This is a genomic window from Corynebacterium sp. HMSC074H12 (assembly GCF_001813755.1).
GTDB classification, from domain to species: Bacteria; Actinomycetota; Actinomycetes; order Mycobacteriales; family Mycobacteriaceae; genus Corynebacterium; species Corynebacterium hiratae.
In genome coordinates this window covers 17,296-32,365 of the sequence record NZ_KV813946.1, presented here as the reverse complement: position 1 = coordinate 32,365, position 15,070 = coordinate 17,296, and the positions used below count along the sequence as shown (strand labels likewise).

Below are 15,070 nucleotides of genomic sequence, written 5' to 3'. Positions count from 1 at the left end.
CCGCGCCGGGCTGCGGCGGCGCGGGCTGGCGAACATAACACTCAACTTCCCACTCAACATAACACCTGGGAAGCTAAGTGTTATGTTAAGTGTTATGCCGGGTAAAAGCCCAGGTAAAGCGCCAAAGCGGCCCGCCAATTCATCGGCTTAAAGCCGGTGGCTTCAATCTTGGACAGGTCGAAGGTGGACTCCTGCGGGCGGGGAGCTTCGGGCCCGGCGATCTCGCGGTACTGCTCGGTGCTGACCGGCGTGACACTGGCGGGATCTTGGCCCACGCCGGTGAAGACGGCCATGGCGATTTCATCGCGTCCCACCGCATCACCGGAATTGGAGATGTTGTACACGCCGTACTCGGCTTCGGTCTTGAGCAAGTGGATGATGCCCTCGGCCAGGTCCTCGGCGAAAGTGGGGCGCCCGCGCTGATCATGGATGACGGAGGGCTTGAACCCCTTAGCCGCCAGCGAGCGCATCGTGGCCATGAAGTTGGCTCCATCGCCGAAGACCCAGGAGGTACGGATGACATAGTGGCGCGGCGCGGTTTGCGCGGCGGTATCGCCCGCGGCTTTCGATGCCCCATAGGCCGACAGCGGGGAAGGCATTTCATCCTCGGAGTGGACCTCGTTAGAGCCATCGAAGATGTAATCACTGGAGACGTGCACCAAGGTCAGGTTATTCTCCGCCGCAATGCGCGCGAGCTTCGCCGGGGCGGAAGCGTTGACCGTCCAGGCCGCGGCGCGATCGTCCTCCGCACCGTTGACATCGTTATAAGCCGCGCAGTTGATGATGGCGGAATACTGCTTCCACGGGCGGGCAGGCGGGTTGGTGATATCGAAATCCTCGTGCCCACAGAACTCCACCGCGCCCAGACCAGCGGTGGGCAGGAATTTCTTTAAAGCGCGGCCCAGCTGCCCGTTGGCGCCGGTGACCAGGATGCGGCGCGGGGGCATGGGGGAGACGTCGGCAAGCGCGGGGTGTGCCTTGTCTTTGTCGGAGATCTCCGTCGGCTCCAGCGGCCAGTCCACCATGTTGAGGTTGACGCAGGTGTAGTCCGCATCCGGGGACCAGTGGTCATTGACCAGGTAGGAGTAGGCGCAGGCCTCCAGCGCCTGGAAACCGTTGGCCACGCCGCGCGGCACGAAGACCGCCACGTCTTCGCGCAGCTCGTGGGTCACCAGCTGCCCGAAGGTGGCAGAGCCCTCGCGCAGATCGCACCACGCACCGAAGGCCCGGCCGGAAGCCACGGAGACGAGCTTGTCCCAGGGCTCCGCGTGCAGCCCGCGCGTAACCCCCTTCTCCGCATTGAAGGAGACATTATTCTGCACCGGTTGGAAGTCCGGCAAACCTGCCGCCACCATCTTCTCACGCTGCCAGTTCTCCTTGAACCAGCCGCGGTTATCCCCGTGGACGTCGAGCTCCACAATGAGCAGGCCCTCAATGGCCGTTGACTGCACCTTCATGGAAATTTACTGTCCTTGCTTCGCGTAGTTGGCTTCGACTTCTTCCTTGCCTGGGCGCCACCAGTCCTCGTGGGCGCGGTACCACTCAATGGTGGCAGCCAAGCCCTCGCGCAGATCCGTGTAGCGCGGGCTCCAGCCCAGCTCGCGGCGCAGTTTGCTGGCATCCATGGCGTAGCGCTGATCATGGCCCGGGCGGTCCGCCACGTGGATGTAGTTCGCGCGGCCGTCGTCAGTAGCACCCATCAGCTCACAGATCATCTCGATGACCTGGCGGTTATTCGTATCCTCCTGGTCGGCACCGATGTTATAGGTCTCACCGATGCGCCCGCGGTCCAGGATGGCAAGCACCGCCTCGTTGTGATCATCCACGTGAATCCAATCCCGCACCTGCTCGCCCGTGCCATAAAGCTTGGCGGGCTGGCCCAGAAGCAGGTTGGTGATTTGCCGCGGAATGAACTTCTCAATGTGCTGGTAAGGTCCGTAATTATTGGAGCAATTCGAAATGGTTGCCCGCAGCCCAAAACTGCGCACCCACGCGCGCACCAGGTGATCCGAACCGGCCTTCGTGGCCGAATAGGGCGAAGAGGGGTTATAGGGAGTCTCCTCCGTGAAGTAGGTATCGGCGCCAATCTCCAAGTCACCAAAAACCTCATCGGTGGAAACGTGATGGAAGCGCACATCGTGGCGGCGGCAGGCCTCCAACAGCACGAAGGTTCCCATGACGTTGGTGTGGAGGAAGGGCGAAGGAGCCCGCAGCGAATTATCATTGTGGGATTCCGCGGCGAAGTGCACCACGGCATCCGTCTGGGCCACGAGCTTGTCGACGACCCCCTCATCCGCCACGTCCCCCACCACCAGGGTGGCGTCCACGCCGTCAAGGTTGGCGCGGTTGCCCGCGTAGGTGAGCTTGTCCAAGACGGTGATGTCTACGTCGGGCCGTTGCTGGGCTACGAGCCTCACGAAGTTTGCACCAATAAAGCCGGCACCGCCGGTAACAAGCATCCTGCGCATGGTGAACAAGTCTAGACCGGGAACTTGGGCAGCGCGGTGTGGTTGAGCCACTCGTCCAACAAAGCATCGACCGCAGCAGGATCTGCCGCTTCCTTCTTCACACGGCTGATGAGATCCTCCGGGGTGACCACGGAGTGCTGGGATGCGGTGAGGTAATCCCGGACCGTGCGGAAGAAGACCTCATCGCCCACGAGGCGGCGAAGTGCGTGAACAGTCAGCGCGCCGCGCTTGTAGACGCGGTCATCGAACATGTCGCGCGTGCCCGGATCACCGAGCACGATGTCCTGCTTCTTGCGTGCGAGCACTTGATAGTGCGAACGCGCCGATTCATGCACCGGACGGCCATGCGCGTGCTCGAACCACAGCCACTCGCAGTAGCAGGCAAAACCTTCGTTGAGCCAGATATCCTTCCACTCACTAAGGCCCACGGAGTTGCCGAACCACTGGTGGGACAGCTCGTGGGCGATGAGTCGCTCAAAGAGGTGGTCGCCCTTGACGTGGTTGGATCCGAAAATGGACAGGCCTTGGGCCTCCAGCGGGATCTCCAGCTCATCATCGGTGATGACCACTTGGTAGTCGGGGAAAGGGTAGTGGCCGAAGAGCGAGGAATAGAAGTCCAGCATTTCCTGCTGTTGGGCGAACTCTTCGAGGACTACCTGCTTCAGGCGAGCCGGCGCCCAAGCGCGGACGTCTCGGCCCAGGTCAATCTCTGAGTATTCGCCGATCTGCACCGTGGCGAGGTACGTGGCCATAGGGTGCTTGACGCGGTAGTGCCAGCGCGTCATGGAACCGCCTGCGCTGCGGCGGGAGACCAGCTTGCCGTTGGAAATCACCACGAAAGGATCGTCAGCGGTGATGCGAATATCGTAGGTGGCCTTTTCCGACGGGGTGTCATCGCAGGGGAACCAGCTGGGTGCACCGTTGGGTTGGCTGGCCACCAGGGAGCCGGAATCTGTTTCCTCCCAGCCGATTTCACCCCACGGAGTGCGCAGTGGCCGCGGCGAGCCGCCATAGCGAATGTGCAGCTCAAACTCTTGGTTCTCCACGATGGTGTCGGCAAAGGTCAGCCGCAGTTTGCCGGCGGACAGGCGAAACTTGGCCACGCGGGGTGCGTGTTTCGCCGTGATGCGGCGAGCCACCATGGCGCCGCCGAGGTCAAGCGTGAGTTTGTCAAAGTCCTCCAGCGCGCGAATGTGGAGGATGGCTTCGCCCTGCAGCATGTTGGGTTCCACGCGGTAGGTCAGGTCCAAGTCATAGTGGGTGACCTCGAAGCCGAGGTTGAAATCCACCCTCGTGTAGCTATCCCGAGTAAGTGCAGCGCGGTCGCGAGCGGCGGAGATATGCGAAAGGGCGGTAGAAAGCAGCTTCATAATGCCGCTATCCTACCGCCCTGTCTGGGTTATCCGAAGCCAGGGGAGCGAGCACGCCGCGCCAGACCGTGGGGCGACACGCTCCGCTCACTTTTTAGGAGTTGAAAGCTTCCTCAAAGGTGGGCCAGGACTTCACCAGGTCCTCGCGCCAGCCCGGCCAGGAGTGCGTGCCCACGTTGCGGAAGTTGTAGGTGGCTGGAATGTTCTGCTTATCCAGCTTGGCCTTGAGCATGTGGGTGCAGTGGTTGACCGCGGCCTCGATGATGCCGCCCTCAACCTGCAGCTGTGCCGAACCCGCGTAGGCGGCCAGCGGGCTGTAGCCCTTGTTCATGTAGTAGGACGGGGTATCCTGCTCACCCGCGAGGCCCGATGCGGAGGAAATGTACAGCTTGGTGCCGCGCAGTTTCTCGGAGTTCATCAGGGCATCGTTGTAGCGGTTGTATTCAGAGCCCATCGGGCCCCACATCTGTTCCGGTTCTCCGCCGCCGCGGTTCACGGTGACGCGCAGGAACTGGTACTCCGTGGGGTAGGCGGTTGCGGCGCAGCCGGCGAAGGAACCAACTGCGTCATAGAAACCCTGGTTGTGCTGCGCCAGCAGCAGGGAAGACGTTGCGGACATGGACATGCCGGCAATGGCGCGCTTGTTGCTTGCGTTCAGGCGTGACTCCAGCGGGCCAGGCAGCTCCTTGGTCAGGAAGGTTTCCCACTTCTGTGGGCCCTTGAGGTACTTGCCGTTGGGCTCCTCCAGCCAGTCGGTGTAGTAGGAGAAGGCGCCTGCCTGTGGAACGACAACGTTGACGTCCTTGTCCGCGTAGAAGTCCACGGCATCGGACATGTACAGCCAATCGGAGTCCTGCTCCGCGGAACCGGCGCCGTTGAGCAGGTACAAGGTCGGGCGGTCCGGGTTCTTAGCAGGGATAACAGCCAGCGGAATCGCGCGGCCATTCATGGCCGGAGATGTAGCCTCCAGCTTGAGAACGCGGGCGTCATCTTTGAAGTGCTCGTACCACTTCTGGCTCTGCACCTCCGGGGTGACGTTCAAGTCCGAGATGGTGGACAGCGGCGTGTCACCCGCAACCTGCTGCGGGGTGATGGTGGCCGCACCCGCAACGGGGCTGATAAGCGCGGCAGCGCAGAGCGCGCCGGCGGCGAGGAGAGAGCTAAGACGCTTCATTACGTTCCTTATTTAACAATCAATATGGCGAGTTGAGCTTACTGTTCGATGGCCTCAGGGGCTACTGGCCGGGAGTCGGCCGGGGTCTTGGGATCGTTCTCGGCCTCTTCCATATTCTGCTTATCGGCATCCTCAGCTTTGGCGTTAGCGTCCGTGTTCACCGCGCTTTCCGGCGCCCGCGTGGAGACCGGCTCCACCGGCAGACCAAAGGCACGAGCGAAGGTGGGCCAGGAGGAGTTGATGTCATCGAACCAGCCCGGCCAGGAGTGGGTACCGGTATTGCGCAGGTTGAAATCCGCTTTGACACCTTCGCGCTGCAGTTTTGCCTGCAGGTCGTGGGTGCACGCATTCATCGCTGCCTCGATGACGCCGCCTTCCACCACCAGGGTGGAGGAGGACTTCAAGGCTCCGGCCAGGCCTTGCTTTTCAATCCTGGACGAACCCAAATCGTTCATTCCGGCAAACCCCGAGTTAGCGGAGACGTAGACCTGGGAATTACCCATGTTGTTCTTTGTGGCGTTGATGAGTCCATCGTTGTAGCGGTTGTAGTCACCGCCCATCGGTCCCCACATCTGCTCGGTGCTTCCACCGCCACGATTCACGGTCAGCTGCGTGTAGAAGTTCGGCAGTGGAGTCGAGGTGGCCGCACAGCCAGAGAAGGACCCGATAGCGTCATAGAAGTTGGGGTTGTGCTGGGCCAAGACGAGCGATGAGGTAGCAGACATGGACATGCCTGCGATGCCGCGCTTGCCGTTGGCGTTGATGTGCTTCTCCAGCGGTCCCGGTAGCTCCTTGGTGAGGAAGGTCTCCCACTTCTGCGGGCCCTTGAGGTAGCTGCGGTCCGGGCTGGTAACCCAGTCGGTGTAGTAGGAGAATGCGCCTGCCTGCGGGATGACGACGTTGACGTTTCGGTCACCGTAGTAGTCATCGAGTTCTTGGGTGCCCTCCTTGTTGGGATCCAAGTCTTCGCGCGTGGTGGCTATCAGCCAGTCCATGCCCTGCTCGGCACCGCCAGCACCGTTGAGTAGATAAAGGGTGGGGCGGGAAGAATCAAAGGTGCCGTCTGGGGTAATTACTGCAAGAGGGACGGTGCGGTCCATCGCTGGTGCGGTGGCATTGAGGGCCTTGACGCTCTGACGGTAGTCCGGGTATTTCAGGACGTAGCCCATCCACTGCTTGCTGTCCGGGATCTCATTGACGTCAACGTCCTTAAAAGTGACGTTCTTACCAATGGCGTCTTCATATTCTTGGCGGGAGGGCGACGGGTTTCCGGCGGAGTCCTTGGGCAGGTACTTTTCAATCTCCCCGTAGATGTCGAGCTCGGAAATGGTGGACGGTGTGGCATCACCGCGGATTTGTTCCGGGGTGACCTCGGATGCGCCCGCGGTAGGGGATGCTACGGCGCCAAGTGCTAGGGCAGTGGCTGCCGCAAGCGTCGTGAGAGAGCGCGCAATCTTCATAGAATCTCGCTTTCTAAGTGATGAGCGGAAATGTAGGGGCAAGTGTAAAAGATGCTCCGGACACGCCACCCATGAGATGGGCAATAGTGCTGGTAGATGGGAATTTCAGCACCCCAAGATAAGGGTAACGTGTTTAAACATACCAAGATATTAAAGTTAATGGTGGTATTGAAGTGGAAACCGTGTCATAATCTTTCCGTGCGTTAACGTGGGCTATGTAACGCAACGGCCGGCCCATTCGTTAGTCGAACCAGATGCGGAGACCGTTACTGCGGCGGCCGTCCTGCAAGGCAGAAGGTGGCAGTGCCGCATAGTGACATCGCACGAGGCCGTGAAGGCTGCTTGAAGACCAACAGAAAGAAGAAGAATGAACCTCTTTGACACCATCCTCGTTTCCATCAACCAGGTGCTGGGCCAGTTCGCTCACTCCGGCTCCTCTACTTCCTCCAAGATCGCCCTGGATTGGGGTCTTTACTAAACAGCTGCGGGGCGTGCGGCCCCACGTTTCTCTCCCCCTAATCGCCCCCTCGGGTGGTTGGGGGTTATTTTGTGCGTTGTGTGCCCTCTACGCATCAGTGCACTGTGGCTTGCGTATCAGGAATGTTATGGACTGATACGAGAGCACAGCATGGGGGTGGTGGGACAGCGGGCACAAAGTTACGTATCCTATAGGGCGTGACTAATGAACATTTTGACGTTGTAGTACTCGGCGCGGGCCCCGGCGGCTACGTGTCCGCCATCCGCGCTGCCCAGCTGGGCAAGAAGGTTGCCGTTATTGAGAAGCAGTACTGGGGCGGTGTTTGCCTCAACGTGGGCTGCATCCCGTCCAAGGCTCTTCTTAAGAACGCTGAAGTTGCACACACCTTCAACCATGAGGCGAAGGCCTTTGGTATTTCCGGCGATGTTTCCTTCGACTTCGGTGTTGCGCACAAGCGCTCCCGCAAGGTCTCGGAGGGCATCGTCAAGGGCGTGCACTACCTGATGAAGAAGAACAGGATTACGGAGATCAATGGCCTCGGCTCCTTCAAGGACGCCAAGACCATCGAGATTACCGAGGGCGATGACAAGGGTAAGACCGTTACCTTTGACAACTGCATTATCGCCACCGGCTCCGTCGTCCGTTCCCTTCCGGGCGTGGAAATCGGCGGCAACATCGTGTCCTTCGAGGAGCAGATCCTCAGCGATGAGGCCCCGGATTCCATGGTCATCGTTGGCGCAGGCGCCATCGGTATGGAGTTTGCGTACGTTCTGGCCAACTATGGCGTAGACGTGACCATCGTGGAGTTCATGGACCGCGTCCTTCCGAACGAGGACAAGGATGTATCCAAGGCTATCGCCAAGGAATACAAGAAGCTTGGTGTGAAGCTCCTGACTGGTTACAAGACCACCGCCATCACGGATAACGGTGACAATGTCACCGTTGAGGTCGAGTCCAAGGACGGCTCCAAGACCGATACGCTGACCGTGGATCGCTGCATGGTCTCCATCGGCTTCGCCCCGCGCACCGAGGGCTACGGCCTGGAGAACACCGGTGTCGAGCTCACTGAGCGCGGCGCCATCGCTATTGATGACTACATGCGCACCAACGTTGAGGGCATTTACGCCATTGGTGACGTCACCGCGAAGCTGCAGCTCGCTCACGTGGCTGAGGCGCAGGGCGTTGTGGCTGCTGAGGTCATCGCCGGCGCTGAGACCCAGCTGCTGGGTGACTACATGAACATGCCGCGCGCCACCTTCTGCAACCCGCAGGTGGCCTCCTTCGGCTACACCGAGGAGCAGGCTCGTGAGAAGTTCGCTGACCGCGACATCAAGGTTGCTACCTTCCCGTTCTCCGCTAACGGTAAGGCAGCTGGTCTGAATGAGACCGCGGGCTTCGTCAAGCTCATCGCCGACGGCGAGTTTGGTGAGCTCATTGGTGGTCACATGGTGGGCTCGAACGTGTCCGAGCTGCTGCCGGAGCTGACCCTGGCGCAGCGCTTCGATCTCACTGCAGAGGAGATCGGACGCAACGTTCACACTCACCCGACGCTGTCTGAGGCTATGAAGGAAGCAGCCGAGGGCATCGGCGGCCACATGATTAACCTCTAAGAACTAAAACAAGAACACTCCCCCTCATCCCATCGACGTGAATCGGTGGCGGTGAGGGGGAGTGTTGGTTTTAGCGCCGAAGCGCGACTGGCCTTAGCCGAAGAGCTTGGAAGACAGTGCGAACGGTGCGTTGACGATCGTCAGCACGAGCTTCTGGATCTGGCCAAGGAAGTTCTCGCCAAAGCTGGACATAATAATAATCCTTTCTGTTGGTGATTATCGGTCGCTGACCATGATAGAACAACCGAGTCGGGAAAATCCATCAGATTTGGCAATGAAAACCATGGGGTGGGGCTTGTAGGACAATGTATAGCGCCGAGGGTTTGGGTCATAATTCCAGCTCATCGCACTAAGTAGGCCCCTTTCTTGCTTCAGTATCTTTCTTCGGAGGCTTTCGCTCGATGGAGAGTGCTCCCCAGCTTTTAAGATTCATCTGCGTTAACGGCGTAAAGATGGATGATTTAAAACCTGCGCGATTACGCCGTTAACTAGCTTTAGTTAATAGGGTGCCACTGCAGAGCGGTGGGCGTCGACGACAAGCTGTTCGTTAATGGCGGGAAATGCCCGCTGGGAGCAATTCTGGCGCGGGCAGGTGCGGCAGCCGGCGCCAATGGGAGTGGCGGCGGAAAGGGCATTGAGGTCTAGCCCCTGGGCGTACACGGTGCGATTAGCATGGCGTGCCTCGCAGCCCAGACCGATGGAAAAGAGCTTGTTCGTATCCCCAAAACGGCCTTGTGGGTAGCTCACCGTTCGTGAGATCCATAGGTAATTGCGCCCATCTGGCATCTGCGCCAACTGGCGGGAAATGGTGTTGGGGTGTGAGAAGGACTCGTACACATTCCATAGGGGGCAGGTGCCGCCGGAGTTGGAGAAGTGCACGCCGGTGGCGGATTGGCGTTTGGACATGTTGCCGGCGCGGTCAACGCGCACGAAGGTAAAGGGGATGCCGCGCTTGTTGGGGCGCTGCAGCGTGGAGAGGCGGGAGGCAATCGTCTCGTAGCCCACTCCGAAGACATTGCAGAGGTATTCCACGTCGTACCCCGACTGTTCGGCTTCGCTATGGATGAGGCCATACGGGAGGAGCGTGGCCGCAGCGTAATAATTGGCGATACCCCGCTTGGCCAAGTTGATGGAGGCCTCTGAAGTAAACGGTTCTTCCTCCACGAGCTCGTCGAAAAGCGCGCCCGCTTCGAGGAAGCCAAGCTCAGCTGCCATGCGGAAGGCGCGCTGGCCGACGCTCAGCCGGCTGGCAAGGCGAAGGGTCCCGCTGTCCTTGTCGAAGCGGTGCAGCGTGCCATCCATGCGATCGGTGGTGAGGATCTCCACGCCGTGCTGGGTGGTGAGTCTGTCGTCCAGAGCCTGTTCGATGTCGCGGATGTGGAAGGGGACGACGTCGAGCTCCGCGGAGATCGCCTCTGCATGCTGATCTAACTCATCGAGATAATTCTGGCGGGCATAGAAGAAATCCCGAACCTCATCGTGCGGCATGGACAGCGCCTGGTTGCCGTCGGAGCGGCGGGTATCGGTGGCGAGGGAAAGCTTGTCGCGGATATTGCGGTAGCGGCGGTGAATGTCGACGAGCGTGCGCGCAACGGTGGGGTGGTTGTAAACCAGTTCGGACAATTCCTGTAATTCCACGGGGGAGGGGCAGATTTCTTGGTCCTGGACGACATCTTGAATCTCGGCGAGTAGCCGCGAGTCATCGTCACGGGAAAAGAAAGTGGCATCCACACCAAATGCTTCAGTAATCCTAAGCAAGACCGGAACGGTGAGGGGGCGTACGTCATGTTCAATCTGATTAACGTAACTAGCGGAAAGCCCCAGCGTAGCGGCGAGGGAGGCTTGGCTGAGATCACGTTCGCGGCGCAGCTGGCGCAGGCGCGAACCTACGTATGTCTTGCTCATGTGAGCTAGGTTACCTAGTGCCTTTCGGTCATAACAATAGTTTTGCAAGGAATGTGTGAAGCATTTTAACTTCGCTGCGAAGTGGGGGTGTTAGCGGGGCGTGAAGGGGCGGTGAGGGGTGTGTACCAAGCGAAAGTTTGACACCTAAAGGGGTAGGGTCGTCACTCGAGTCACACCCTGTGACAAAAGTCTCAACCGCGAAATGTTTTCGCAAGGTTAATATTGCGTAAAGCGAAGTGATCAAGGTAGACCGGCATAAGTCGGGGGACACTTAAGGCAACCCTTGCCTTAACTCATTTCTGTCAGGGGCCTGTAGGTGGGGGAGGGGGCGTTAAAAGCAAAGGGATAAGTAGTGGTCAGCGCGCAGTCCTGCGTAAGGTAAGGGCGACAATGGAGGTGTCATGTCTGTAAAAAATCCTGACCGTGAAGCCCTTGCTCACGGCCGCATTACTAATGAAACGATTCGTCCTAAGCCAGGAATTCCGTCCTGGGCTTTGAAACTGACGATGGCAATTACCGGTCTGTTCTTCGCGCTGTTCGTTGTAGGACACATGGCCGGCAACTTGAAGCTCTACCTGCCGGCCCACAACGGCGAGGAAGCCATCGATGCCTACGGCGCATTCCTGCGCAGCATGGGTGATCCGCTGATTCCGAGCGGGCACCTTCTGTGGATCATCCGCATCGTCTTGCTGGCGTGCGTGATCGCCCACATTTACGGCGCCTTTGCGCTGACCGCTCGCTCCAAGGCATCCCGCGGTAAGTTCAAGCGCACCAACCTGATGGGCGGCATGGATTCCTTCGCAACGAAGACCATGCTGGTGACCGGCGTCGTGCTGCTCCTGTTCATCGTCTTCCACATCTTGGACCTGACGATGGGTGTTCAGCCGATCGCTCCGGAGGCTTTCGCTCATGGCGAAGTGAAGGCCAACATGATCGCTACCTTCTCCCGCTGGCCGGTGACCATCATTTACATCGTTGCCATGCTCTGCCTCTTCCTGCACCTGACCCACGGCATCCGCCTTGCGGCTTCCGACCTGGGCATTACCGGTGCTAAGTGGCGCGAGGTCTTTGTCATCCTGGCGTACATCGTCCCGGCCGTCGTGTGCCTGGCAAACATCGTTATGCCGTTGTCCGTCGCCCTGGGCTGGGTCAGCTAAAGGAGTTTTGAACCCATGACTAACGCGAATACTGAACTCAAGCGCGAGCACCCGAACTTCTCGCACCCGCAGTCCATCGTCCCGGGTGTCAAGCCGGGCCGCATCCTGGAGTCCCACGAGCCGCACGGCGTCCCGATGAAGGACATGTGGAGCTACCAGAAGGACCACATGGAGCTGGTCTCCCCGCTGAACCGCCGCAAGTTCGAAATCATCGTCGTCGGTACCGGCCTGGCTGCTGGTTCCGCTGCGGCTGCCCTCGGCGAGTTGGGATACAAGGTGAAGGTCTTCACCTACCACGATTCCCCGCGTCGCGCGCACTCCATTGCTGCGCAGGGTGGTGTGAACTCTTCCCGCCACAAGAAGGTGGATAACGACTCCGCCTACCGCCACACCAAGGACACCGTCAAGGGCGGCGACTACCGCTGCCGCGAGTCCGACTGCTGGCGCCTGGCTTATGAGTCCATCCGCGTCATCGACCACATGAACGCCATCGGCGCTCCGTTCGCTCGCGAGTACGGCGGCACCCTGGCTACCCGTTCCTTCGGTGGCGTGCAGGTCTCCCGCACCTACTACACCCGTGGTCAAACAGGCCAGCAGCTGCAGCTGTCCACCACTTCTGCGCTGTACCGCCAGATTGGCCTGGGCAACGTGGAGCTCTTCGCTCACCACGATATGCAGGACGTCATCACCTACAACGACAACGGCACCAAGCGTGCCGGCGGCATTGTGACCCGTAACCTCATCACCGGCGAGCTCAAGGCCTTCACCGGCCACGCAGTCATCCTCGGTACCGGCGGTTACGGCAACGTCTACCACATGTCCACGCTGGCTAAGAACTCCAACGCTGGCGCCATGATGCGTGCGTACGAGGCTGGTGCTTACCTGGCTTCCCCGGCATTCATCCAGTTCCACCCGACCGGCCTGCCGGTCAATTCCGAGTGGCAGTCCAAGACCATCCTCATGTCTGAGTCGCTGCGTAACGACGGCCGCATCTGGTCTCCGATCAAGGAGGGCGATGACCGTCCTGCTAACGAGATTCCGGAAGAGGAGCGCGACTACTTCCTAGAGCGCCGCTACCCGGCCTTCGGTAACCTCGTCCCGCGTGACGTGGCTTCCCGCGCCATCTCCCAGCAGATCAACAAGGGTCTGGGCGTTGGTCCGCTGCACAACTCCGTGTACCTGGACTTCCGCGACGCCATCGAGCGCCTGGGCAAGGACAAGATCCGCGAGCGCTACTCCAACCTCATCGAAATGTACGAAGAGGCCATCGGTGAGTCCGCTTATGAGACCCCGATGCGTATCGCTCCGACCTGTCACTTCACCATGGGTGGCCTGTGGACGGACTTCAACGAGATGACCGCCATCGACGGCCTCTTCGCCGCCGGTGAGTGCTCCTGGACCTACCACGGTGCGAACCGCCTGGGTGCTAACTCCCTGCTGTCCGCTTCCGTTGATGGCTGGTTCACCCTGCCGTTCACTATCCCGAACTACCTGGCTCACCACCTGGGTGAGGCCAAGCTGGCCGAGGATTCCGCCGAGGCTAACGACGCCGTTGCTCGCGCACAGGCTCGCATCGACCGCCTCATGTCCATCCAGGGCGAGGATCCGCACGGCCCGGCGTACTACCACCGCCAGCTGGGTGACATCCTCTACTGGGGCTGTGGTGTGTCCCGTAATGTCGAGGACCTCAAGGTTGCCATCGAGAAGGTCCGCGCACTGCGCAAGGACTTCTGGGCTAACGTCCGCATCACTGGTGACGCTAACGACATGAACCAGGTCCTCGAGTATGGTCTGCGCGTTGCTGACTACATCGACCTGGGTGAGCTCATGTGTATTGACGCCCTTGACCGCGACGAGTCCTGTGGTGCTCACTTCCGCGAGGACCACCTCTCCGAGGACGGCGAGGCCGAGCGCGATGACGAGAACTGGTGCTTCGTTTCCGCATGGGAGCCGGGCGCTGCTGAGGGCGAGTTCATCCGCCACGCTGAGCCGCTGTACTTTGATTCGATCCCGCTGATGACAAGGAACTACAAGTAATGAAACTGACACTTGAGATCTGGCGTCAAGCCGGACCGACGCAAGAAGGCAAGTTCGAAACCGTGCAGGTTGACGACGCCGCCGAGCAGATGTCCATTCTGGAGCTGCTCGACCACGTCAACGACGGCCTCATTGAGGCCGGCACCGAGCCGTTCGCATTCGCTTCCGACTGCCGTGAGGGCATCTGTGGTACCTGTGGCCTCCTGGTCAACGGTCGCCCGCATGGCCCGGGTCAGAACACCCCGGCCTGCCAGCAGCGCCTGTTCCAGTTCAAGGATGGCGACACCATCAAGCTGGAGCCTTTCCGCTCCGCTGCCTACCCGGTCATCAAGGACATGATCGTGGACCGCGCCAAGCTGGACCACGTCATGGAGCAGGGCGGCTACGTGTCCATGGATGCGGGTACCGCTCCGGACGCTGACACCCTGCACGTCAACCACGAGACCTCCGAGTACGCCCTGGATCACGCTGCCTGCATCGGCTGCGGTGCCTGCGTGGCATCCTGCCCGAACGGTGCTGCTCACCTGTTCACCGGCGCCAAGCTGGTTCACCTCTCCCTCATGCCGCTGGGCAAGGAAGAGCGTGGACGCCGCGCACGCAACATGGTGGACGATCTGGAGCAGAACTTCGGCCACTGCTCGCTCTACGGCGAGTGCGCCGACGTCTGCCCGGCTGGTGTGCCGCTGACCGCGGTTTCCGCGGTTACCCGCGAACGTGCACGTGCTGCTTTCCGCGGCAAGGACGACTAAGCTATAGTCATTCACAGGATTAACAGGAACGAGAGAAAGTTTCAGCCATGAGCGACCTCAACCCGGCAGTTGCTGATCACCACAGCGAGACCTACCCGGAGTTCTCCGGTAAGATTCAGGACTCCTACATCGAGGGATATGACCCCGTTTCTTACAGTGCACCGCACTCTTCTTTGCTGCGCACCTCCACCTGGGTGGGCATGGGCTTGGTTCTCTCGATCCTGCCGGCGCTGGGCATCCTGATCTGGGGCTTCGGCACCAAGCTGTACCCGCAGGGCACCGCCGGTGCTGACTACCAGATCAACCTGATTGTGGGCGCCATCGCCAGCGTCGTCGTAGCCATCCTGGCTATCGTCTCCGTCAAGTATGGCCGCCGCTACTACCGCCAGTACCGCAAGGAAACCGGCCGCATCAACTAGGCACCTCCTAGGCCGTTGAACGCCTAAGTTTCTGTACTGACACCACCACAACCCCCACCTCCAAACACACATGGGAGACCATGTGAGGAGGCGGGGGTTGTTGGCGTTTGGGGTGGGTGCTGGGCGGGCGGAGAGGGGGAGCGGGCGCTTGGCGACGCCCCTACGGTGCCATACGCGTGAATGGCGCCGCAGGGAGCGACGCGAACACTAACCTGACTTGGCTCAAATTAGTGCCGAAGGGTT

11 protein-coding genes are annotated in these 15,070 nt (G+C 60.1%); 5 read left to right on the top strand and 6 right to left on the bottom strand.

The genetic code is table 11. From position 1 onward, the window contains the following. Positions 1 to 92: 92 nt before the first annotated feature. The 5 genes from HMPREF2932_RS12220 to HMPREF2932_RS12200 all read right to left on the bottom strand — a co-directional run bounded on the left by HMPREF2932_RS12220 (position 93) and on the right by HMPREF2932_RS12200 (position 6,472). The gene (locus HMPREF2932_RS12220) at positions 93 to 1,457 is read right to left on the bottom strand and encodes a sugar nucleotide-binding protein (protein ID WP_049157606.1); all 1,365 of its coding nucleotides are present in this window, start codon (positions 1,455 to 1,457) and stop codon (positions 93 to 95) included. 6 nt (positions 1,458 to 1,463) lie between these two features. Then, a complete protein-coding gene (gene rfbB / locus HMPREF2932_RS12215) occupies positions 1,464 to 2,459 on the bottom strand; it encodes a dTDP-glucose 4,6-dehydratase (RefSeq protein WP_193394670.1) in 996 nt (331 codons plus the stop codon). Between the two features lie 20 nt (positions 2,460 to 2,479). Next, positions 2,480 to 3,838 carry a M1 family metallopeptidase gene (locus HMPREF2932_RS12210; protein WP_049157605.1) on the bottom strand — a complete coding sequence of 453 codons (1,359 nt, stop codon included), beginning with the start codon at positions 3,836 to 3,838 and terminating at the stop codon, positions 2,480 to 2,482. 94 nt (positions 3,839 to 3,932) lie between these two features. Further along, positions 3,933 to 5,012, bottom strand: a complete 1,080-nt coding sequence (locus HMPREF2932_RS12205; protein WP_049157603.1) for an alpha/beta hydrolase — start codon at positions 5,010 to 5,012, stop codon at positions 3,933 to 3,935. A 38-nt stretch (positions 5,013 to 5,050) separates the two neighbouring features. Then, positions 5,051 to 6,472 (bottom strand): alpha/beta hydrolase, encoded by a 1,422-nt coding sequence (locus HMPREF2932_RS12200; RefSeq protein ID WP_049157601.1) that lies wholly within the window; start codon positions 6,470 to 6,472, stop codon positions 5,051 to 5,053. A gap of 675 nt (positions 6,473 to 7,147) precedes the next feature. Here HMPREF2932_RS12200 and lpdA point away from each other — a divergent pair. Further along, positions 7,148 to 8,560, top strand: a complete 1,413-nt coding sequence (gene lpdA, locus HMPREF2932_RS12195; RefSeq protein WP_049157599.1) for a dihydrolipoyl dehydrogenase — start codon at positions 7,148 to 7,150, stop codon at positions 8,558 to 8,560. A gap of 498 nt (positions 8,561 to 9,058) precedes the next feature. Here lpdA and ramB read toward each other — a convergent pair whose 3' ends face one another. After that, entirely contained in the window at positions 9,059 to 10,465 is a 1,407-nt protein-coding gene (ramB, locus tag HMPREF2932_RS12190; protein ID WP_046647846.1) for an acetate metabolism transcriptional regulator RamB, read from the bottom strand. A 401-nt stretch (positions 10,466 to 10,866) separates the two neighbouring features. Between ramB and HMPREF2932_RS12185 the strand changes: the two genes are divergently transcribed. The 4 genes from HMPREF2932_RS12185 to HMPREF2932_RS12170 are packed head-to-tail and all read left to right on the top strand — an operon-like array spanning position 10,867 to position 14,827. Further along, positions 10,867 to 11,622, top strand: coding sequence for a succinate dehydrogenase cytochrome b subunit (locus HMPREF2932_RS12185; protein WP_046647845.1), 756 nt, complete (start codon positions 10,867 to 10,869; stop codon positions 11,620 to 11,622). A gap of 15 nt (positions 11,623 to 11,637) precedes the next feature. Beyond that, positions 11,638 to 13,659, top strand: coding sequence for a fumarate reductase/succinate dehydrogenase flavoprotein subunit (locus tag HMPREF2932_RS12180; RefSeq protein WP_046647844.1), 2,022 nt, complete (start codon positions 11,638 to 11,640; stop codon positions 13,657 to 13,659). Continuing rightward, positions 13,659 to 14,408, top strand: coding sequence for a succinate dehydrogenase/fumarate reductase iron-sulfur subunit (locus HMPREF2932_RS12175; protein ID WP_046647843.1), 750 nt, complete (start codon positions 13,659 to 13,661; stop codon positions 14,406 to 14,408). The genes HMPREF2932_RS12180 and HMPREF2932_RS12175 overlap by 1 nt, the downstream gene beginning before the upstream one ends. Positions 14,409 to 14,455: 47 nt before the next feature. Next, positions 14,456 to 14,827, top strand: coding sequence for a membrane protein (locus HMPREF2932_RS12170; protein WP_049157597.1), 372 nt, complete (start codon positions 14,456 to 14,458; stop codon positions 14,825 to 14,827). The last annotated feature ends 243 nt before the right edge of the window (positions 14,828 to 15,070 follow it).

Excerpts from the sequence above, each read along its gene's own strand:
- HMPREF2932_RS12220 (WP_049157606.1), bottom strand. The coding sequence starts at position 1,457 with ATGAAGGTGCAGTCAACGGCCATTGAGGGCCTGCTCATTGTGGAGCTC.
- rfbB (WP_193394670.1), bottom strand. The coding sequence starts at position 2,459 with ATGCTTGTTACCGGCGGTGCCGGCTTTATTGGTGCAAACTTCGTGAGG.
- HMPREF2932_RS12210 (WP_049157605.1), bottom strand. The coding sequence starts at position 3,838 with ATGAAGCTGCTTTCTACCGCCCTTTCGCATATCTCCGCCGCTCGCGAC.
- HMPREF2932_RS12205 (WP_049157603.1), bottom strand. The coding sequence starts at position 5,012 with ATGAAGCGTCTTAGCTCTCTCCTCGCCGCCGGCGCGCTCTGCGCTGCC.
- HMPREF2932_RS12200 (WP_049157601.1), bottom strand. The coding sequence starts at position 6,472 with ATGAAGATTGCGCGCTCTCTCACGACGCTTGCGGCAGCCACTGCCCTA.
- ramB (WP_046647846.1), bottom strand. The coding sequence starts at position 10,465 with ATGAGCAAGACATACGTAGGTTCGCGCCTGCGCCAGCTGCGCCGCGAA.
- HMPREF2932_RS12185 (WP_046647845.1), top strand. The coding sequence starts at position 10,867 with ATGTCTGTAAAAAATCCTGACCGTGAAGCCCTTGCTCACGGCCGCATT.
- HMPREF2932_RS12180 (WP_046647844.1), top strand. The coding sequence starts at position 11,638 with ATGACTAACGCGAATACTGAACTCAAGCGCGAGCACCCGAACTTCTCG.
- HMPREF2932_RS12175 (WP_046647843.1), top strand. The coding sequence starts at position 13,659 with ATGAAACTGACACTTGAGATCTGGCGTCAAGCCGGACCGACGCAAGAA.
- HMPREF2932_RS12170 (WP_049157597.1), top strand. The coding sequence starts at position 14,456 with ATGAGCGACCTCAACCCGGCAGTTGCTGATCACCACAGCGAGACCTAC.